This window comes from Mesorhizobium sp. M0633 (assembly GCF_040320645.1).
GTDB lineage: Bacteria > Pseudomonadota > Alphaproteobacteria > Rhizobiales > Rhizobiaceae > Mesorhizobium.
This window is the reverse complement of the sequence record NZ_JAMYQC010000011.1, coordinates 31,514-51,218: the sequence shown is the minus strand read 5'-3', so window position 1 is coordinate 51,218 and position 19,705 is coordinate 31,514. Positions and strand designations below refer to the sequence as shown.

The window sequence follows — 19,705 nt, the reverse complement described above, 5'->3', positions numbered from 1 at the left end:
CCCGGAATGTCCTTCGGCTTCTTCCGCACCCCGACGAAACCCAAGCCCACGCCCGTCGTGGAGCGCGAGCATTGCGTTGCCGGCCGCACGCTGCCGCTCAAGATCGTCGAGAACGACCGGGCGCGGCGCCTGACGCTGCGCATCGATTCCGGCGGCCGCGGTTTGCGCATCACCGTGCCGCCGGGGCTGCGCCGCGGCGAGGTGGAAAAATTCCTCGACCGCCATCAGGACTGGCTGGAGCAAAGGCTGGCCAAGGTACCCAACCGGCCGCAGGTGCGGCCCGGCATCAAGGTGCCGGTGCGCGGCGTGCCGCATCGCATCGTCCATGAACCGTCGAAACGCGGCACCGTCACGCTGTCGCGCGACGAGCGCGGGCCGCTGATGATCGTGCATGGCGAACGCGTGCATCTGCCGCGCCGCATCGCCGATTTCCTCAAGCGCGAAGCCAAGCGCGAGATCGAAGCGCTGGTGACCAAGCACAGTGCTGCGGTCGGCAAGCGCGCCAAGGCGATCCGCTTCAAGGATACGTCGAGCCGCTGGGGATCGTGCACGTCGGACGGCAATCTGTCGTTTTCCTGGCGCATCATGATGGCGCCGCGGCCGGTGATAAACTACCTCGTCGCGCATGAGGTGGCGCATCTCAAGGAGATGAACCACGGCCCGAAATTCTGGAAACTATGCGAGCAGCTTTGCCCGGATACCGAGCGCTGCAAGGATTGGCTCAAGCGCAATGGCGGCGCGCTGCAGGCGATCGCGTTCGAGTGATTGATGCCTGCGCGGATCGAATACCGGCTGATTGGAGCGGGCTGGGCGATGTGCGATGTCACGGTTGGGGACCTTCAGGCGACCGTGGCGGCGTCTTATCTGGGCGATGCCCTCAACGAGCTGCTTGGCGCTACGCTGAACGCGCTGAAAGGCACCAGGTATTCGGTCGCACGCTTCTGTGATGAACCCGGTGAGTATCGCTTCGTACTGGTGCCGGAAGGCGCTTTTGTCAGAGTGCAGATACTGGAATTTTCAGAAATCTGGTCTGACGAGCCAGACGACTTCGGCGAGGTGAAACTTGAAGCCACATGCGGGTTGCGAGAGTTCGCAGAAGCAGTTCTCAGTGCCGCGCGTGAGGTTTTGAACACACATGGCCTCGAAGGTTACAAGGAAAACTGGCGCAAACATGACTTTCCGTTGGAGGCCATGAACAACCTAAGTCGCGCGTTGAGAGGAGGAACACTCCATTGACAGAGTGCGCTTTTGATCAGGGCTTAATTGCTCAATCGTCATTCGCCGCGTTCAACTCCTCCGGCCGCAGCCCCTCGTCGGCGTGGCGCGGCCAGGGCAGGAAATCCTTCTCGAAGCCATCGTTGCTGAAATAAGCCAGCGCCCGGTGCGCCTCGGCGCCATTGAAGGCTGCCTTGTCCATCAAATGAGCGATGACCTCATGGGCCTGCGCCAGCTTTTGCCTGAGTTCCGCGACGGTCTTTTCCGGCATGATCTTTGTTCTCCCGCCTTTGTGCCTGAGCAAGTAAGCGTTGCGCTCTTATATTAGCAAGGTAGCGCGTTCCGCTCTTACATTAGCAAGGTAGCGCGTTCCGCGCTGGCGGCAAACAGGATGCTTCTTCTCGACTCTTTGGCCGTTTCGTGCCAATCCCGCGCCATGGCGCTCGACATCAAGATATGCGGGTTGAAGACCGACAAGGCACTGGCTGCGGCATTGGCCGGCGGCGCCAGCCATGTCGGCTTCATTTTCTTTGCCAAAAGCTCGCGCTATGTCGAGCCGGCGGAAGCTGGCCGCCTGCGCGAAGCGGCGCGCGGCAGGGCCAAGGCGGTTGCGGTGACGGTCGACGCCGGCGACGCGTTTCTGGATGAGATCGTCGAAAAAATGCAGCCCGACATGCTGCAGCTTCACGGCGCCGAAACCCCCGAGCGGGTGGCCGAGGTGAAGTCGCGCTACGGCTTGCCGGTGATGAAGGCGCTGCCGGTCAGCGAGGCCGCCGATCTCGGGCGGGTCAAAGCCTTCATCGGCATTGCCGACCGCTTCCTGTTCGATGCCAAGCCGCCTAAGGGTTCGGAATTGCCGGGCGGCAACGGCCTTGCCTTCGACTGGCGCATTCTTGCCGGCCTTGACGCCGGCGTCGATTACATGCTTTCCGGTGGGCTCAATGCCGGCAATATCGGCGACGCCCTTCGGCTGGCGAACCCGCCCGGAATAGATGTTTCCTCGGGCGTGGAGAGCGCGCCGGGCATCAAGGAACCGGCGCTGATCGAACAGTTTTTCCGGGCCGTCGGGGCAGCACGCGACAACCGCGCCGCCTGACCGCGCTTCAAACCACAGACCAGGAGATCGGCGATGGACAAGCCGGCGATACCGAATTCCTTCCGCACCGGCCCCGACGAGCAGGGCATGTTCGGCATTTTTGGCGGTCGTTTCGTTGCCGAAACGCTGATGCCGCTGATCCTTGAGCTGGAGCGGCACTGGAACGAGGTCAAGAACGACCCGGATTTCAAGGCCGAGCTGACCGATCTCTCGACGCACTATGCCGGGCGACCGTCGAAGCTCTATTTCGCCGAAGGCCTGACCAGGCATCTTCGCGAGGTTTCCTCGGCGAAGGGCCTCCGGGGCGGCGCAAAAGTCTATTTCAAGCGCGAGGACCTGAACCACACCGGCTCGCACAAGATCAACAACTGCCTCGGCCAGATCCTGCTCGCCAAGCGCATGGGCAAGACGCGGATCATCGCCGAGACCGGCGCCGGCCAGCATGGCGTCGCGTCCGCTACAGTGGCGGCGCGCTTCGGGCTTCCCTGTATCGTCTATATGGGTGCAACCGATGTCGCCCGGCAAAGCCCCAACGTCTTTCGCATGAAGCTTCTGGGCGCCGAGGTGCGGCCGGTGACCGCCGGCCACGGCACGCTGAAGGACGCCATGAACGAGGCGCTGCGCGATTGGGTGACCAATGTCGAGGATACCTATTACCTGATCGGCACCGCCGCCGGCCCGCACCCCTATCCGGAGCTGGTGCGCGACTTCCAGTCGGTGATCGGCACCGAGGCGCGTGCCCAGATCCTCGAGCAGGAAGGCCGGCTGCCGGACACCATCATCGCTTGTGTCGGCGGCGGCTCGAACGCCATCGGCCTGTTCCATCCCTTCCTGGATGACAGGCAGGTGCGCATCATCGGCGTCGAAGCCGGCGGCCGCGGGCTCGACGGCATCGAGCATTGCGCCTCGATGAGTGCCGGCGCGCCCGGCGTGCTGCATGGCAACCGCACCTACCTCCTGCAGAACGCCGACGGCCAGATCATGGACGGCCACTCGATCTCGGCCGGCCTCGACTATCCCGGCGTCGGGCCGGAGCACTCATGGCTGCGCGATTCCGGCCGCGTCGACTATGTGCCGATCCTCGACGACGAGGCGCTGGAGGCGTTCCAGCTGACGACACGCGTCGAGGGCATCATTCCGGCGCTGGAATCGGCCCATGCCATCGCGCAGGCGGTGAAGATCGTGCCTGATATGGACAAGGACCAGATCGTCATCGTCAACCTGTCCGGCCGTGGCGACAAGGACGTGCACACAGTGGCCAATATGCTGGGCATGGAGATCTGATCATGGCCACTCGCATCGACCGCCGCATGGCAAAGCTGAAGGCCGAAGGTCGACCGGCACTCGTCACCTATTTCATGGGCGGCGACCCGGACTACGACACCTCCCTGTCGATCATGAAGGCGCTGCCCGGCGCCGGCAGCGACATCATCGAGCTCGGCATGCCGTTTTCCGATCCAATGGCCGACGGCCCGGCGATCCAGGCGGCCGGCCTGCGGGCGCTGAAGGGCGGCCAGACACTGGTCAAAACGCTGAAGATGGCCTCGGAATTCCGCGCCGGCGACAGTGAAACCCCGATCGTCTTGATGGGCTATTACAATCCGATCTACATCTACGGCGTCGAGCGCTTCCTGAGCGATGCGCTGGCCAGCGGTATAGACGGGCTGATCGTCGTCGACCTGCCGCCTGAGATGGACGAGGAGCTTTGCATCCCGGCACTCAAGGCCGGCATCAATTTCATCCGGCTGGCGACGCCGACCACCGACGACAAGCGCCTGCCCAAGGTGCTGCAGAACACGTCGGGTTTCGTCTACTACGTCTCGATGACCGGCATTACCGGTTCGGCGCTGGCCGACACCGGCAAGGTGGCGGCAGCGGTCAAGCGCATCAAGAGCCATACCGACCTGCCGGTCTGCGTCGGCTTCGGCGTCAAGACCGCCGAGCAGGCGCGCACCATCGGCGCGTCGGCCGACGGCGTCGTTGTCGGCACCGCGATTGTCAATGCCGTCGCCAACGTGCTCGGGCCGAAGGGCGAAAAGACCGCCGATCCGGCCGAGGCCGTCGCCACGCTGGTCAGCGGGCTTTCGCAAGGGGTTCGCGCGGCTCGCCTTGCTGCCGCCGAATAATCTTCCTACGTCTTCTTAAGGGACAGGAGCCGAAGCGATGAACTGGATCACCAATTACGTCCGTCCGAAGATCAATTCGATGCTCGGCCGCCGCACCGACATGCCGGAAAACCTGTGGATCAAGGATCCCGAGACCGGTGAAATGGTGTTCCATAAGGATCTGGAGCAGAACCAGTTCGTCATTCCGTCCTCCGGCCATCATATGAAGATATCGGCAAAGGAACGGCTGAAATTCTTCCTCGACGACGGCAAATACGAGACGCTGGAAAACCCCAAGGTCGTTCAGGATCCACTCAAGTTCCGCGACGAAAAGCGCTACATTGACCGGCTGAAGGATGCCAAGGCCAAGACCGGCATGGAAGATGCCATCATCAATGCGCTGGGCACGGTCGAGGGCCTGCCGGTGGTGGTGACGGTGCAGGATTTTGCCTTCATGGGCGGCTCGCTCGGCATGGCGGCCGGCGACGCCATCGTGCATGGTTTCGAGGTCGCCTTGCAGCGCAAGCGGCCGCTGATCCTGTTTGCGGCCTCCGGCGGCGCCCGCATGCAGGAAGGCATCCTGTCGCTGATGCAGCTGCCACGGACCACGATCGGCGTTGACAGGCTGAAGGAGGCCGGCCTTCCCTACATCGTCGTCCTGACCAACCCGACGACCGGCGGCGTCACCGCCTCCTACGCCATGCTGGGCGACGTGCACATTGCCGAGCCCGGGGCGCTGATCGGCTTTGCCGGACCGCGCGTCATCGAGCAGACCATCCGCGAAAAGCTGCCCGACGGCTTCCAGCGCGCCGAATATCTGATGGAACACGGCATGGTCGACATGGTGGTGTCGCGGCTGGAGATGCGCCAGACGGTTGCGCGGCTGCTGAGAATGCTGCTCAAGCTGCCGGAAGAGCAAAACCCGCGGGAGCCGGAAATTCTGCCGCCGGTGGCGATACCGGCCGAAGCCCGGCCGCAAGCCTGACGCGACATCACGCGGCGCGAGCGGCTGTTGTGTGCCGTTGTGCGCGCGCGTAGGATTCCTTCATGACCACGCTTGCCGCCGACCGCGAAATCGAAAGCCTGATGGCGCTTCACCCGAAGGGCTTCGACCTTTCGCTCGACCGCGTTTCGCGGCTGCTCGAGCGCCTCGGCAATCCGCAAGACCAGTTGCCGCCGGTCATCCACATCGCCGGCACCAACGGCAAGGGCTCCTGTGCTGCTTTTTCACGGGCGCTGCTCGAAGCCGCCGGCTACCGCGTCCACGTCCACACCTCGCCACATCTGGTGAACTGGCACGAGCGCTACCGGCTGGCCGCAGATGGCGGCGGCAGGCTGGTGGACGACAAGGTCTTCGCCGAAGCCATCGCCCGCGTCGCCAAAGCCAATCAAGGCCAGAAGATCACTGTCTTCGAAATCCTCACCGCCGTCACCTTCCTGCTGTTTTCCGAACATCCGGCCGATGCCGTCATCCTCGAGGTTGGCCTTGGCGGCCGCTTCGACGCCACCAATGTCATCGCCGAGCCGGCCGTGTCGGTGATCATGCCGGTGTCGCTCGACCACGAAGCCTATCTCGGCGATCGCGTCGAGCTGATCGCCGCCGAAAAGGCCGGCATCATCAAGCGCGGATGCCCGGTCGTCATCGGCGCGCAGGAAAGCGAGACGGCCCAGCAGGTGCTCATCGAAACCGCCGAGCGGCTCGACTGCCCCGCCTTCGTCTATGGCCAGGATTTCCTTGCCTATGAGGAAAACGGCCGCATGGTCTATCAGGACGAAGACGGATTGATGGACCTGCCGCCGCCGCGCCTGCCGGGGCGCCATCAATTCGCCAATGCGGCGGCGGCGATCGCGGCGGTCAAGGCGGCCGGCTTCGAGATCAGCCACCGCGCTGCCGAGAAGGCGATGGCGAATGTTGCCTGGCCGGGCCGCATGCAAAAGCTGCCACAAGGCCGGCTGAGTGAACTGGCGCCGAAGGGCGCCGACATCTGGCTCGACGGCGGCCACAATCCCGGCGCTGGCGTGGTCGTCGCCGAGGCGCTGGCCGAGCAGGAGGAAAAGAACCCGCGTCCGCTGTTCCTGATCTCGGGCATGATCAACACCAAGGACCAGAGCGGCTATTTCCGCGCCTTCAAAGGGCTGGTCCGGCATGTCTACACCGTGCCGGTGAGCCTGAGCGACGCGGGCGTGCCGAACGACGAGCTGGCGACCCGCGCCATCGAGGCCGGCCTGTCGGCCGAACCGGTCAGTTCCGTCGCCAATGCGCTGATGCTGCTGCGCGACACATGGGACGGACCGCCGCCGCGCATCCTGATTGGCGGGTCACTTTACCTGGCCGGCGCGGTGTTGGCCGAAAATGGTACGCCGCCGGTTTGAGGCGTGCTTCAGCCGGGCCACGGTGACGCCACACTTGTCAGACCACCGCGAGGAGCCAATCATGATCAAGGTAAAGCAGCTCGCACACGTTTGCATTTTCGCGAATGACCTGGAGATGACGCGAAGCTTCTATCGGGACGTCCTCGGCATGGACACCCAGTTCAATTTCCTGCGCGACGGGAAGATTTTCGGCTTCTACCTCAATTGCGGCAGCCGTAGCCATGTCGAGGTGTTCCAGAAAGACGGCGCCAGCTATGGCGACTTGAACCAGATCAACCACTTCTGCCTCGAAGTGGAAAACATCGACGCCGCGATCATCCATCTGAGGTCAAAGGGCGTTGATGTCACTTCCAAGAAACGCGCGTGCGATGACACCTACCAGGCTTGGATCCGCGACCCCAACGGCGTGAAGATAGAACTGTTCGAATATACTGAGAAAAGCGCACAATTCGTCGGCGGCGATCGTATCGCGGATTGGTGATCGCGCCTCGCCGGGACAATTGTAGCGGCGCAGCCGATGGTTGGTGGACTACTTCAGCTCGACCTCGATGAAGGCGAATTCGCCATCGTTTGCGCTGATGACATCATGTTCGACGCCCTCGTTGCGGAAATACGGCGCGCCCTTCTTCATCTCGGCAAAGGATTCGCCGTCCTTGGTCAGGAGCTTCACCTTGCCGTCGGTCAACGGCACGATCACATAGTCGTGGCCATGGCGATGCCAGCCGGTGTTGTCTCCCGGGGCGAAGCGGTATTCGGTGACGATGACGCGCTCATTGTCGATGAAGACGGTGGCCTTGGCGGATCCGGTCATATCGCTTCTCCTTTGAATTCAGAAGAGAAGAATACCGGGCGGCAAGCCGCGAGTGCCAGAGCGGCCCACCAATGACGCCAGCAAAAGAAGGCCCGGCGCGAGGCCGGGCTTTTCTGCAAAATTTTGATCGGATCAGGCGAGGCTGCCGTTGATCCAGTGCGACAATGCCGTTTTCGGCGCAGCACCGACCTTCATGTCGGCGACTTCGCCGCCCTTGAAGATCATCAGCGTCGGGATCGAGCGTACGCCGAACTGCGCGGCCAGCTCAGGATTCTCGTCGATGTTGAGCTTGGCGATCTTTATCTTACTGCCGAGTTCGATGGCGATGTCCTCGAGCGCCGGGGCGATCATCTTGCACGGGCCGCACCATTCCGCCCAGAAATCGACCACGACCGGCTCCTTGGCGTTGAGCACGTCGGCCTGGAAATTGCTCTTGTCGACCTTGACGGTGGCCATGCTGAGATCCTTTCGATTTGTTCGTCGCACCAAATGTGGTGGTGATCGCGTCCGTCTTCAAGCAAGTGTTGTGTCACGCTCCCGTGAGTCTAGCAAGCGCATCGTCCAAGGCCGCCGCCGGCAGCTCGATCAGCCGCGGCGCCTCGGTGAACAGCAGCGCCGCCGAGACCTCGCGTCCCGGATAGAGCGGCTGAAGCAGCGCGCGATAAAGTGCGAGCTGCAGAACATAGGCTTGCGGCACTTCGGCGAGCGTAGCTGGCGCTGGCCGATTGGTCTTGTAGTCGACGATCGAAACCTTGTCCGGCGTTACTGCCAGCCGGTCGATCTTGCCGGAAATCGAGCGCAGTTTGCCCCTTACCTCCAGGCTGCCCATGATGGCGACTTCGGCGCGCGAGTTTGGCGCAAACAGCGGCGCGAAGCGGCTGTCGGCAAGAATTCTGAAAACGCCAGCCAAGGCCTTGTCGTGCTCGTCGTCGAGCCATTCCGCGCCGGCTCTTGCCAGATAGCGTTCGGCGGCATCCCGGCGTTTTCCCTCGGCGATGCCGGGCAGCATCTGCAGCAATTTGTGCAGCGCCAGCCCGCGCATGACGGCAAAGCCGGGCTCGGCGTCGGCATCCAGTACCGGCGAACGCGTGTCGGCCACCGCTTGCCGCGCCTCCTCGATCAGCACCGAGGCGCCGGACGGCGAGAGCGGCCGCGGCAATTCCTCGAAGGGCGGCAGAGGCCGGAACAGGGTTTCAAGCAGTGGTGCAAAGCGTTCCGCCTGTCGTGCCTCATTCACTGCCGCCAGTGGCATGGGCGGCAGTTTCGTCACCTGGAAACGATGCACGGTCTCGCCAGTGGCGGGATGCCGGCGTTCTTTGCTCTCCGCGGCACCGACCAGTGCGCGGCTGACGATCGAATGCCAGGTGCCGGTATTCGGCGCCCGCTTGCCATGGTAGCCGCAGACGATCAGCCGATCCTCGGCGCGGGTCATGCCGACATAGAGCAGCCGGCGGTATTCGTCGTCGGCGAGCTCGCGGGCGCGGGCCGATGCGGCGCGTGAAAACCCATTGGCGACATCGCTGGCCGAACGCCAGAGATAGCCCTTGCCCTCCCAGCAGTCGCCCGAGCCTTCGAACGGCATCAATCTCGGCAGATGCTGGTCGCTGAACGGCGCGGAGCCGCCATCGACAAGGAATACCACCGGCGCTTCCAGGCCTTTGGCGGCATGCACGGTCATGACGCGAACCTCGTCGCGGGTCTGGTCCATTTCGCGCTTGATCTCGGGGCCGGCGTTTTCCAGCGTCGACAGGAAGGATTCCAGCCCTGGCAGGCCGGTTCGCTCCTCGGCCAGGCAGAAATTCAGGAATTCGTCGAGGATATCGCCGGCCTCCGGACCGAGCCGCGCGATCATCTTCTTGCGCAGGCCGTCGCGGGCGAGAGCTGCGGCATAGAATTCGAACACCGGCTTGAATGCGGCCTCGTTCGACCATGTGTCGAGCCGGCTGACGACGGCGGCCAACGCCTCGCTTTCGCCGACATGCCGGCGCAGCGAGGCGATCAGCGAGACGCCCGACGGCCTCTGGGCAGCAAGCGCGAAAAGCTGCTCTTCCGAAACATCGAAGATCGGGCTGCGCAGCACGGCGGCCAGCGACAGATCGTCCTCGGGCTGGATGAGAAAATGGCCAAGTGCGATCAGGTCTTTCACCGCGACGTGGCCGGGCAGGCTGAGCCGGTCGGCGCCGGCCACCGGAATGTCGCGGCGCTTCAGCGCCCGCGTCAGCGCATGGACGAAGCGATCGCGCTTGCGCACCAGCACCAGCACGTCGCCGGGGCGGAGTTTCTTGCCGCGGCCTTCGATGACCTCACCGTTGCCGATCCAGCCGGCAATCGTTGCGGCGACGTTTTCAGCGACGCGGACTGCCGGCGCGTGGGCATGGTCGACCGCTTGCGTCCAATCGTCTGGTTCGTCGACGACGTTGGCGCCGATCGACGGCCAGACCTCGACATGACCCGGCGCATCGGTGCGGATCGCCTTGTGGTCGAGCGGATCAGGATCGTGGCTGATGCCGCGCCGCACGTTCGGGTCGGCAAAGACCCGGTCGACGGCGGCAAGAACATCTTCGGTCGAGCGGAACGACCAGGTCAGCTTGAGATCGGCGAAGGCGGCGGCGGCGGATCTAACTTTGCCGGCAAACAAAAGCCGGCTGTCGGCAAAGGAATCCGGGGCGGCTCCCTGGAAGGAATAGATCGACTGCTTTTCGTCGCCGACAGCAAAGATGGTGCGGTGGACCGCGTCGCGTGCGCCGAGCCCGGCAAAGAACTCCTCTGCCAGCCGCTTGACCACCTCCCACTGGTCGGGACTGGTGTCCTGCGCCTCGTCGAGCAGGATGTGGTCGATGCCCTGGTCGAGCTTGTACTGCACCCAAGGGCCGGCATCGGGCCGTGCCAAAAGGTTGACCGTGCGGGTGATCAGGTCGTTAAAGTCGAGGAAGCCGCGGGCGCGCTTCAATTGCTCGTAACGGGCGATCAGCCAGTCGGCGATGGTCAGCGCCGCACGCGTGCCTTCCAGCATCCTGAACAAGGCCAGCCGGTCGGAGATTTCGAGAATGGCGTCGACCGCCGCCAGATAACGTTCGGCAAGATCGGGCAGCCGGTCAAGCAATGCCCTTTTAAATGTCTTTGCCGGATCGTAAGGCTCGCCGTCGGCCCTCAGGAAAGCCTTGGAGAGCAAATTCAGGCGACGTACCGGATCCTCCTCGGCAAAGGCAAGGCGGGCGTATGGCAGCAGATTGTTCAGCACGATGCGCGCATCGGCGGCCTCGGCCGCCCGTGAAAAGGTGACGAGATAATCCGGCAGGAAGCCGGGCAGCGGCCAGACCGAGGCGGCTATACCTTCGGCCGTCTGGCCGGCGCGGAAATGGAACTCGTCGAACAGCGCCTGAAAACCATCGCCGCCGGCCGCGGTGATGAACGCACGCAAACCATCGCGCTTGCGCACGATCTCGGCCAGCAGTGCGTCGAGCCCATGCTCGCCGCCGCGCTCCAGCACGGTGGCGAAGGCGTCGGACAATGCCGCATCGCCTGCAACGCCGCCCGAAATCATGTCGCGGCGGGCGGCGGCAAACAGCGATGCCTCCATTTGCGGATCGAGCATTTCGAAATGCGCAGGGATATTGGCTTCCAGCGGGAACTGATGCAGCACCGATTCGCAGAAGGCGTGGATGGTCTGGATCTTCAGCCCGCCCGGTGTTTCCAGAGCCTCGGCAAACAACCGCCGCGCCCGGCGCATGGTTTCGCGGTCGGGCTGGCGGCCGTCCAGCGCCTCTATCCGTGTCGAGAGCTCGGCATCGCCCAGGGCCGTCCATTGCGACAGGGTCGAAAACACCCGGTTCGACATGTTGGCGGCGGCGGCACGCGTATAGGTCAGGCACAGGATCTTGGACGGATCGGTGCCGCGCAGCAACAGCCGGATAACGCGCTGGGCGAGTACATGGGTCTTGCCGGATCCGGCATTGGCCGACACCCATGCGGAATTGCGCGGATCGGAGGCGCTTGCCTGACTGGCGACAGTGTCGCTTGGAATGGGATAGGCCTTTTTCATGCCTCCCCTCCCTCGTCGTCGGCATCGCCGCCGGCCGACCATTCGAGCACGCGGGCGAGATGGTCGTAATCGCCGTCGGTCTCACCCTCGCGGAACGGCAACGCCCGCGACAAATACCCGGTCGTCGGGTCGGCATAGTGGATCAGCAGCTTTTCCAACCTCGCCCAGGCCTCTTCGGCGAGATCGGCGGCGGTTCGCGGCTTGCGGTTGTATTCGAGGATCGATTCTTCGAACACCTCGCCATTCGGCCTCAGCCGCACGAAAGCCAGTTGCGACGGCTCACAGGCGCCAAGCTCCTTGAAGGCGCCGCGACGCAGCAGCGCGCCCTCCAGCGCCAGTTGCGGCGCGAGCAGCGTGTGCGCCTGCGCTTTGGATGGCGAGGAGCCGGTCTTGTAGTCGAGGATGTCGGCCATGCCGCCAGCCAGCAGATCGATTCGATCAGCGTAGCCGGACAGGGTCACGCCGGATCGGCCGACACCGGTCTTTTCGGCGCGTTCCTCGGCGTGCCGCCGTGCCACGGCGGCGGCCCGGCCGCGCTCCCATTCGATGATGCCGGCGGCAAGCTTTTCAAAACGCGGCCACCACACCGCCTCGACATCGGCCGGCAGGGCCGCCTCGGCAAAGCAGGAGCGGCCTGCGGCGATGAGCCCGTCCAGCGCCTCCGGCGCGCGCGGGTCGGCCACCCTCGCCGAGAAGAGGTGCAGAATGGCGTGAAACAGCGTGCCACGCTCGGCGGCGCCCGGATCGCGAATGACCGGATCGAGCGGCATCAGGCCGAGTATCCTTCTGGCATAGACCGCATAGGGATCGCGGCGTAGCGTTTCGATCTCGGTGACCGAGAAGTGGTGCGGCCGCGCGGCGAGCGGCGGTTTCGGCTGCGGCCTCGGCGCAAAGTCCTGCTTTTCGCCGGCATCGAGCGCACGCGCCCAGGCAAGCAGTTCGTCGCCGCGCCGGCGAAGTGCAGCAGCGTGGTCCTCGCCGACGAATGTAAGGATGCGCTGCAGCCAGCGCGAAGGTACCGACGGTGCGTCGCCGGAGCGGCCGGAGCGAGCCAGCACCACTTTTTTGGCGCCCATGGCCATCTGGAAATCATGGGCGGCAAGGCCGATGCGCCGCTCGGGCGGTTCAAGATCGATGCCGGTCTTCATCAGCCGCGACATGAAGCGGTCGCTCTCCGGCTTGCGCGGCCACACGCCTTCGTTGAGCCCGCCGACGACCAGCGTGTCGACATCCTGAAGCCGCGCTTCCAGCACACCCCAGATGGCGATGTTCCTGTCGCTGCCCTGCGCCGGCTTGACCGTCTCGGGCGCGATCAGCGCCTCCATCACGTCAGGCCATTCGTCAGCGGCGAAGGAGAACGACACCGAGGCCGCGACCAGCCCGCGCAAGAGCTCGGCGAGCTTTTCGCCGGCATCGCCCGCATAGAGTTCGCTCAGGCTGCCATCAGCGGCGCGGCCGAGACTTTCGAGCGCAACGACGCTGGCGCGCACAAGGGTGGCAAGATCGGCATTCTCGTCGCCGCGAAAAGCAACCAGCGGCGCCAGCGCGGCCGTTAGCCGGATCAGCAGGTCGCGCGCCTGTTCGATGCGCCTGACCGAAAGCCGCGGCCACCAGAAGGGTGGACGGCGATTGCCGCCGCCGTCGAATTCGAGGAGCCGGGTGTCGAAGAGCTGCGGCAGCGACGCCACGTCCGGACGCCCTGTGCCGCCGCGCAGCCCCACGAGTTCGACGATTTCGGCCGCATAGCGCACGCTTGCCCGCTCCAGGCCGAGGCCAAGCAGGGGATGCTTGAGCAGCGACAGCAGGGCGACGGGGTCGCCCGGGCGGAAGGCTGCCTGCAGCGCCAGCCTGAGCAGGCTGGCGGCTGGTGTGTTGATCAGCGGCGTGCCGCCGGAATCGTCGGCGGCAACGCCGAAGCGCAGCAGCTCGACTGAGACCCGCCGCGCCAGAGCGCGGTCGCCGGTGACGAGTGCGGCGCGCTGGCCGGGCCGTTCGACGGCCTGTTTGAGCGCGACGGCGATCGCCACGGCTTCGTCGCGTTCGCTGGCGGCTTCGAGAAGCGTCACATCGGCGAAGGCCTCGGCAATATCGCCGGCCCTAAAGCGGGCGCGCGTCTCGGCCCAGAGCTCGGTGGTCTCCGCCGGGCGCAGCGCTTCGCCGACAAGTGCGGCGCGCAGCGCAAGCGGTCGCGGCGCAACAGCAATCTCCTCGACATCGGCGCGCGGCACGCCGATCTTGCCGATCAACTTTGCCAGGCCGTATTGCGGGTGGCCAAGCACGGCTGGGCGCGCGCCCGGTGTGGTGATCGCGGCAAAGGACGGCTCGTCCAACGCCCGGTCGAGCCCGGGCAGCACAACGGCGCCATTGGGCAGACCGGCGATCACGGCAAGCAGCTCGGCCGTGGCGGGAATGGAGCCGGTGGAACCGGCGGCGATCACCGGTCCGGCTGGCGGATTACGCTTCAGCCGCGCCGCCTCCAGCCTTATCAGGGCATTACGATGCGCGGCCTGATTGGAACGATGGCGTTCCTCGAGCAGGTTCGGCCAGTTCTCCGTCACGATGGTCAGGAAGTCGAGTGTCACCTGCCACCAGCCTGCAAGATTGCCGGTTACAAGGTCGGCGAGCCTTGCCCAATCCGTGCCTTCGGTGTCGATCTCATCCATCAGGCGTGCAAGGTCGCGCGCCAGCCAGATGGCGTCGGCGGCGGAGGCCGGTATGACGATCTCCTCGTCGAACAATGCCGCGACATGTGCCGGCAGGCGGCGTTTCCACGCCCGCACCAGCGGCGCAAGCAGCAGAAGACGCTCGACCGCGGCGATCGGCGGCGCAAGGTCGATGGCGACCGAAGCTCCTGCCTCGAAGGCGGCTTCATCTTCATCGAACTCACCAAGCGGGCGGATGACCGGCAGGATCGCCGAGCGGCTTCCCGAGCGCGAGAGGGCATCGACGAAGACGCCGCGAAGCGCCCGCGCCGCACGGCGCGTCGGCACATAGATGGTGAGATCGGCCAGCGCCAGCGGATCGCCGTCATAGGCGAAGCCGGGAACCAAGCGCCCCGCAAGCAGCGCCTCGGCCAGCGTCGGCAGGAACGGCGCTCCGGGCGGGATCGAGAAAACGCGGCGGGAGCCGCTCATTTCGCCTCGGTAAAAGCGCCGGGTGCCTCAGCAACAGCATTGGGCGTGCCGGCAAGCGCGGCGGCGACGGCCGCTTCCGCAAGCGGAATGGCGTCGGGCGTGCCGACAGTAATCCAGTGACCCTGCATTTTCATGCCGAACAGGCGCCCAGTAGCGATGGCCGCATCGAAATAGGCATTGAGCGAGTGCGGCCCGGTCGGAGCGTCCTTGAAAAGGCGCGGATGGGCGATTGCGGCGCCGGCATAGATCAGACCGGCGGGATCGTTGTTCGCACGCCGCAAGGCGCCGCCCGGCGCCATCAGGAAGTCGGTGCCGCCGCTATGTCCGGTTGCCGACTGGAGATCCGCAAGCATCAGCAGAATGTCCATTGTCGCGCCCTCCCATGCAAGGGCAAGTCGCCTGAGATTGGAGACGCCGCTGTCGATCCAGAAGGTGTCGGCGTTGAGCACATAGAAGGGCGCCCCTAACCTGGGCAATGCCTTGACGATACCACCGGCGGAGTCAAGCAAGCCCCTGCTCTCATCCGAGATGACGATTCTCGGCGCACTGCGGCGGGCTACATGGTCCACGATCTGTTGCGGGAGGTAATGGACGTTGACGACGGCCGTGGCGACGCCGGCTTCGGCTAGGCAGTCCAGCCCCCAGTCGAGCAATGTCTTGCCGGCGACCTTGACCAGCGGCTTCGGCATGGTGTCGGTGATCGGCCGCATGCGCTTGCCGAGCCCGGCGGCGAGCACCATGGCGGTCGTCGGCATCGACTGCTCATCCGACGCCTTCAGGCCCAAATCCTTAGCCGTCAAATCGAGCGTTCCTCCAGCAAGTCGTGGGCGATGTAGAAATCCTGCAGCCCGGCCAGCGCCGGATGCGCCAGTGCCCGGCGAAGATAGTCGCGGATGCGCGGCAGATGCTTCAGATAATAAGGCTTGCCGTCGCGTTTTTCGAGCCGCACGAAGATGCCGAGGATCTTGGAATTGCGCTGTGCGGCCATGATTGCATAGGTTTCGCGGAATTCGTTCTCATCGAAGGCACCGGCAGCGCGTCGCGCGGCGATGTAGGCGGCGAGCGTGTGCTTTTCGATTTCGGGTGAGATAGTGACGCGCGCGTCCATGGCTAGCGAGGCGACGTCGTAGGCGGACGGCCCGATCAGCGCGTCCTGGACATCGACGACGCCGAGGCGATCGTGACCGGAACGGTCAGCGCGCCAGATCAGGTTGGGTGAATGGAAATCGCGCAGCATCAGCGTGTATTCGCGTCCCTCCAGCCGATCGAGCACCGCACTCCATTCGCTGCGGTAACCGGCGCGCAGCGCCTCTCTAGGCGGAGCGCCTGATATCGCCGGGACATACCAGTCGACCAACAATTCGGCCTCGATCATCATGGCGTCGCGGTCGAAAGGCGGCACCTCATGGAAGACGCCGGGGCCGGCCTGCATGCGGGTCGGCCATGTTTTGCCGTGCATCATGGCAAGCAGTCCGGCCGCCGCAGCGTAGCGCTCGGCCACCGGCTGGCCGCGCTTGTCGAGAAACCCTTGGGAACCGAGATGCTCCAGCAGGAGAAAACCCTGGTCGAGATCCTGGGCATAGATTTCCGGGACGCTGACGCCGCCGGCCCGCAAGGCCCGGTCGATGGCGACGAACGCCGAAACGGATTGCGCGGTGTGAGCGATCTCGGCATAGGGTTTGCCGTCGCGGACTGGCGGTCCGAGCACCAGCCTTGGCGAGTTCATCAGCACCCGCGGCGGAAATCTGGCGAGCGTGACGATCTCGTAGGAGCGAGCCGAGGCATCACCGATGAAATATCGTCGCTGCGCTTCGCCCCAACCGGCCTGCCCGAGAAAATCGCGCATTGCCAGCGATCGCGCCGCGCGCTCGAAGGCGGCGCCCTCTCCCGATAGTCTCGCCAATCGGCCGTCGCCCTGCTGGAGAAGTTCGACCAGCACCGAGGTTTTCGGCAGATATGCCTCTGCCCGCTCCGGCCATTCGACCAGCGCGGCGCCTTGCGTCAGCGCCTCGTCGAAGCCCAGCTCATCCAGCTCGGATGCCGTGCCCAAGCGGTAGAGATCGAAATGATGAACCGGCACACGCGTGTCGTAGCTCTGGACCAGCGTGAAGGTCGGGCTCGGCACGTCGAGTCCGGCATCGTCGGCCAGTGCCCTGATCAGCGCCCGTGCCAAGGTCGATTTGCCGGCGCCGAGATCGCCCTTGAGGGCGAGCACGTCGCCAATGCGCAGCGACATGGCGAGATCCTCGCCGAACCTTGCCGTCGCAGCCTCGTCGGCGAGAAAATGCTCCAGCACCAATACCGCCATCGAACGCGCTACTCGGCCGCCGCGCGGATGCCGGACGGCGTGTCGGGAAAGGTGCAAACAACCGTGGTGCCCTTATCCCTGCCGGTCTCGATGCGGACGCTGCCGCCATGCAGTTCGACAAAGCTCTTGACGATCGACAGGCCGAGCCCGGCGCCACGGCGGCGGCCGCCATTGGTGTGCGGCTCGAAGCGCCGGAACACTGAGTCAAGCAGGTCCGGCGGCATGCCGGGGCCGTCATCGTGAACGGAAAATTCCACGCCGTCGGCAAGTTGGCGGCAGGCGAGCGTTATGGTGCTCGCCTCCGGCGCGTAATTGGCGGCATTGCTGAGCAGATTGTAGAGGATCTGGCGGACGCGGATCTCGTCGCCGTGGAAGGTTTTCGGCGCGGCCGCCGCGTCGATCCTAAGCTTGATCGCATGTTCCTCCAGCCGGTCGGCGACCAGTTCGGCGGCAGCCGTAATGGTTCGATCGATGTGAACTTCGGAAATGTCGAGTTCCATGATGCCGGCATCCACCGTCGCCAGGTCGAGGATGTCGTTGACGATGGTGAGCAGGACCGAGGAGGACGAGCCGACATGCCCGATATATTCGCGTTGCTTCTGGTTCAGCGGACCAGTCGACGGCAGTGAAAGAAGCTCGGTAAAGCCGATGATGTTGGTGAGTGGCGAGCGCAGCTCATAGGAGACGTGCTGCACGAATTCGTTCTTGATCTGGTCGGACTTTTGCAGCGCCTCATTCTTGTCCTTCAGCGCCCGCTCGACATTGACGCTGTCGGTAACGTCGACGAAGGTCATCATCACCTGGCCGTTGGGCAAAGGGATGACGGCGTAGCGCAAAACGGTGCCGTTGTTCAATTCGGTTTGGCCGTGGCGGTCGCGGCGCTCGTCGTCGAAGCCGGTGATGGCGGCAACGAACCCGCCCCACGGACTGTCGACGGCACGGCGGTCGCAAAGGTCGCGGATCGTCGAGACATGGACGTTGGGTTTTGAGGCATCGGCATCCAGCCCCCACAATGCCGCGAACGCCGGGTTCGACAGTCTCAGCCTGCCGTCGGGGCCGAACACAGCGACGCCTTCGGCGAGGTTGTCGAGCGTCTCGCCCTGGACCCGGACGGCGGTCTGGTAGCGGCTTTCAAGGTCCATCTTCTCGGTCAGGTTCTCGAACACCCAGGTGACGCCGCCCTTGGGCTGCGGATTGGCGACGACGCGAATGGTCTTGCCGTCCGGCAGATGCCACCAATGCTCCTGCGATTCAACCGCGCGGTAAGCGCCGAGCAGGCTCTCTTTCCAGCGCCGCCATTCGGGCTGCTCGGCGATCTTGCCTTCGCTGCGCAGGCGGTCGAGCAGCAAGGCGTTGTCCGGCGCGCTGTGCAGGAAGCCGCTGTCGAGGCCCCATAGTTTCTGGAACGCCTGATTGAAAAACCGCAATTTCTCGTCGGTGTCGAAAATCGCCACGGCGGTGTTGAGCTGATCGAGCGTGTCGGCGTGGCTCTGCATGGTCCGCTCATATTCGGCGCGAATGGCCTCGATAGCGCTGATGTCGCAGGCAAGACCAGCCGAACCATCCGCCCCGGCAAAATCGGTCACGGCAAACATACGGCGGTCGCCTTCGATGACCGTGGAGAGCGTCTGTTCAAAGACCGCGCGCGACTTGTGCTGCGCAGCGATCGTGTCGCGCGCCTGGCCGCCGAGGAATTCCTTGCCATCGCGGACCGCCGCTTCGGCATTCTCGGCCTCGACCGCTTCGGCGTAGGCGCGGTTGACCCATTTCAGCCGCCCGTCGACAGTACGCAGCCATGACGGCATCTTGAGCGCATCCAGAAGACCGATCAGCGTCTCATGGTCGGCGGCTAAGCGCTGGTTCTCGATCTTCAGCCTGGCCTGGCTTCGCTGTGTCTCCGAAAGCGAGACGAAGCGAACCAGCCCATGCGCCGCACTCTTGCGGCCGTGAACCTCGAGCGGCTGGCCGGCCTGCGATTCGATGACCAGATCGAACGGCTTTGCCTTGTCCCGCAGTGCCGCGACGGCATGTTCGAGTGCGGCCGCCGAACGCGGCATCAGCCAGCGGCCGAAAGCCAGGAAGGCCGCCCGGTCCTCCGGCGCGCCGCTCTCGATCGGCAATGTCCCGACAAGCTCGGGCTTCTTGTTCTCGGCCGCCCATACCACCACGCGCTGATCGCGGGAATGGAGCAGCGCCTCCGAGCGCTGCAGCGCGGCATTGACGTCGGCGATACGGGTCCTGAGCTCGGCATTTTCCGCCGCGGTGCGCGCCCGTTCGCGGATCAGAAAGATGGCCGACAGCAATGCCGCCCCCATGACGCCGACGAACATGGCGAGTTGCATGACCTCGACCGTGCTGACCGACAGCCCGGCCTTTTGCGCCACGCGGGTTTGGGCATGTGCAGTAAAGCCAAGCAGCGGACTAACCAGCGCGGAAGAAGCAAGCAGCACCCCGACACGGCTGCCGGCGCGCCATAGAAGGCTGCCGCCTCTGGCAGCGGAGCCCGTGATCGAATCGTTATGGCCGCCGGAAACGGCCTGTCCCGCGCAAGGCGGGTTATCCCCCGGCATGTCTTGGTCCTCTTCGCCGCCTGAATGCAAGACCGCCCTGATGCGTGCGCC

Annotated in this window: 16 protein-coding genes; 8 read left to right on the top strand and 8 right to left on the bottom strand. The window is 64.6% G+C overall.

Annotated elements, in window-relative coordinates:
* Positions 1-6 precede the first annotated feature (6 nt).
* Positions 7-765: a M48 family metallopeptidase gene (locus NKI47_RS14150; protein WP_352451640.1), complete on the top strand. Its 759-nt coding sequence runs from the start codon at positions 7-9 to the stop codon at positions 763-765.
* 3 nt (positions 766-768) lie between these two features.
* Positions 769-1,236, top strand: coding sequence for a hypothetical protein (locus NKI47_RS14145; protein ID WP_352568476.1), 468 nt, complete (start codon positions 769-771; stop codon positions 1,234-1,236).
* A gap of 31 nt (positions 1,237-1,267) precedes the next feature.
* Here NKI47_RS14145 and NKI47_RS14140 read toward each other — a convergent pair whose 3' ends face one another.
* Complete coding sequence (locus NKI47_RS14140) at positions 1,268-1,486, bottom strand: hypothetical protein (RefSeq protein ID WP_023677566.1); 219 nt, start codon at positions 1,484-1,486, stop codon at positions 1,268-1,270.
* Positions 1,487-1,651: 165 nt separating this feature from the next.
* Here NKI47_RS14140 and NKI47_RS14135 point away from each other — a divergent pair, with 165 nt between their 5' ends.
* The 6 genes from NKI47_RS14135 (at position 1,652) to NKI47_RS14110 (ending at position 7,270) form a co-directional block, all read left to right on the top strand.
* The gene (locus NKI47_RS14135) at positions 1,652-2,311 is read left to right on the top strand and encodes a phosphoribosylanthranilate isomerase (RefSeq protein WP_352591030.1); all 660 of its coding nucleotides are present in this window, start codon (positions 1,652-1,654) and stop codon (positions 2,309-2,311) included.
* A 33-nt stretch (positions 2,312-2,344) separates the two neighbouring features.
* Positions 2,345-3,595 carry a tryptophan synthase subunit beta gene (trpB, locus tag NKI47_RS14130; RefSeq protein WP_352568477.1) on the top strand — a complete coding sequence of 417 codons (1,251 nt, stop codon included), beginning with the start codon at positions 2,345-2,347 and terminating at the stop codon, positions 3,593-3,595.
* Positions 3,596-3,597: 2 nt separating this feature from the next.
* Positions 3,598-4,437 carry a tryptophan synthase subunit alpha gene (gene trpA / locus NKI47_RS14125; protein WP_023677563.1) on the top strand — a complete coding sequence of 280 codons (840 nt, stop codon included), beginning with the start codon at positions 3,598-3,600 and terminating at the stop codon, positions 4,435-4,437.
* 37 nt (positions 4,438-4,474) lie between these two features.
* On the top strand, positions 4,475-5,401 hold the full coding sequence (accD, locus tag NKI47_RS14120) for an acetyl-CoA carboxylase, carboxyltransferase subunit beta (protein ID WP_023677562.1): 927 nt from the start codon (positions 4,475-4,477) through the stop codon (positions 5,399-5,401).
* 62 nt (positions 5,402-5,463) lie between these two features.
* Complete coding sequence (locus tag NKI47_RS14115) at positions 5,464-6,789, top strand: bifunctional folylpolyglutamate synthase/dihydrofolate synthase (protein ID WP_352568478.1); 1,326 nt, start codon at positions 5,464-5,466, stop codon at positions 6,787-6,789.
* Positions 6,770-7,270, top strand: a complete 501-nt coding sequence (locus NKI47_RS14110) for a VOC family protein (RefSeq protein ID WP_352590802.1) — start codon at positions 6,770-6,772, stop codon at positions 7,268-7,270. Before NKI47_RS14115 ends, NKI47_RS14110 begins: the two co-directional genes overlap by 20 nt.
* 48 nt (positions 7,271-7,318) lie before the next feature.
* Here NKI47_RS14110 and NKI47_RS14105 read toward each other — a convergent pair whose 3' ends face one another.
* The 7 genes from NKI47_RS14105 to NKI47_RS14075 all read right to left on the bottom strand — a co-directional run bounded on the left by NKI47_RS14105 (position 7,319) and on the right by NKI47_RS14075 (position 19,654).
* Positions 7,319-7,600 carry a cupin domain-containing protein gene (locus NKI47_RS14105; protein WP_023718287.1) on the bottom strand — a complete coding sequence of 94 codons (282 nt, stop codon included), beginning with the start codon at positions 7,598-7,600 and terminating at the stop codon, positions 7,319-7,321.
* 132 nt (positions 7,601-7,732) lie between these two features.
* Complete coding sequence (gene trxA / locus NKI47_RS14100) at positions 7,733-8,056, bottom strand: thioredoxin (protein WP_023677558.1); 324 nt, start codon at positions 8,054-8,056, stop codon at positions 7,733-7,735.
* A 73-nt stretch (positions 8,057-8,129) separates the two neighbouring features.
* The gene (addA, locus tag NKI47_RS14095; RefSeq protein ID WP_352590799.1) at positions 8,130-11,642 is read right to left on the bottom strand and encodes a double-strand break repair helicase AddA; all 3,513 of its coding nucleotides are present in this window, start codon (positions 11,640-11,642) and stop codon (positions 8,130-8,132) included.
* Positions 11,639-14,776 carry a double-strand break repair protein AddB gene (gene addB / locus NKI47_RS14090; RefSeq protein WP_352590796.1) on the bottom strand — a complete coding sequence of 1,046 codons (3,138 nt, stop codon included), beginning with the start codon at positions 14,774-14,776 and terminating at the stop codon, positions 11,639-11,641. The genes addA and addB overlap by 4 nt, the downstream gene beginning before the upstream one ends.
* Positions 14,773-15,531: a nucleotidyltransferase family protein gene (locus tag NKI47_RS14085; protein ID WP_352576321.1), complete on the bottom strand. Its 759-nt coding sequence runs from the start codon at positions 15,529-15,531 to the stop codon at positions 14,773-14,775. The genes addB and NKI47_RS14085 overlap by 4 nt, the downstream gene beginning before the upstream one ends.
* A gap of 41 nt (positions 15,532-15,572) precedes the next feature.
* Positions 15,573-17,084, bottom strand: coding sequence for a tRNA (adenosine(37)-N6)-threonylcarbamoyltransferase complex ATPase subunit type 1 TsaE (gene tsaE / locus NKI47_RS14080; protein WP_352576322.1), 1,512 nt, complete (start codon positions 17,082-17,084; stop codon positions 15,573-15,575).
* A gap of 8 nt (positions 17,085-17,092) precedes the next feature.
* Positions 17,093-19,654 carry a sensor histidine kinase gene (locus NKI47_RS14075; protein WP_352590792.1) on the bottom strand — a complete coding sequence of 854 codons (2,562 nt, stop codon included), beginning with the start codon at positions 19,652-19,654 and terminating at the stop codon, positions 17,093-17,095.
* Positions 19,655-19,705: the final 51 nt, after the last annotated feature.

Coding starts and splice junctions, on each gene's coding strand:
- NKI47_RS14135 (WP_352591030.1), top strand. CDS start 1,652: ATGGCGCTCGACATCAAGATATGCGGGTTGAAGACCGACAAGGCACTG.
- trpB (WP_352568477.1), top strand. CDS start 2,345: ATGGACAAGCCGGCGATACCGAATTCCTTCCGCACCGGCCCCGACGAG.
- NKI47_RS14075 (WP_352590792.1), bottom strand. CDS start 19,654: ATGCCGGGGGATAACCCGCCTTGCGCGGGACAGGCCGTTTCCGGCGGC.
- accD (WP_023677562.1), top strand. CDS start 4,475: ATGAACTGGATCACCAATTACGTCCGTCCGAAGATCAATTCGATGCTC.
- NKI47_RS14150 (WP_352451640.1), top strand. CDS start 7: ATGTCCTTCGGCTTCTTCCGCACCCCGACGAAACCCAAGCCCACGCCC.
- NKI47_RS14105 (WP_023718287.1), bottom strand. CDS start 7,600: ATGACCGGATCCGCCAAGGCCACCGTCTTCATCGACAATGAGCGCGTC.
- NKI47_RS14145 (WP_352568476.1), top strand. CDS start 769: ATGCCTGCGCGGATCGAATACCGGCTGATTGGAGCGGGCTGGGCGATG.
- NKI47_RS14140 (WP_023677566.1), bottom strand. CDS start 1,486: ATGCCGGAAAAGACCGTCGCGGAACTCAGGCAAAAGCTGGCGCAGGCC.
- trxA (WP_023677558.1), bottom strand. CDS start 8,056: ATGGCCACCGTCAAGGTCGACAAGAGCAATTTCCAGGCCGACGTGCTC.
- tsaE (WP_352576322.1), bottom strand. CDS start 17,084: ATGGCGGTATTGGTGCTGGAGCATTTTCTCGCCGACGAGGCTGCGACG.
- trpA (WP_023677563.1), top strand. CDS start 3,598: ATGGCCACTCGCATCGACCGCCGCATGGCAAAGCTGAAGGCCGAAGGT.
- addA (WP_352590799.1), bottom strand. CDS start 11,642: ATGAAAAAGGCCTATCCCATTCCAAGCGACACTGTCGCCAGTCAGGCA.
- NKI47_RS14115 (WP_352568478.1), top strand. CDS start 5,464: ATGACCACGCTTGCCGCCGACCGCGAAATCGAAAGCCTGATGGCGCTT.
- NKI47_RS14085 (WP_352576321.1), bottom strand. CDS start 15,531: ATGCCGACGACCGCCATGGTGCTCGCCGCCGGGCTCGGCAAGCGCATG.
- addB (WP_352590796.1), bottom strand. CDS start 14,776: ATGAGCGGCTCCCGCCGCGTTTTCTCGATCCCGCCCGGAGCGCCGTTC.
- NKI47_RS14110 (WP_352590802.1), top strand. CDS start 6,770: ATGGTACGCCGCCGGTTTGAGGCGTGCTTCAGCCGGGCCACGGTGACG.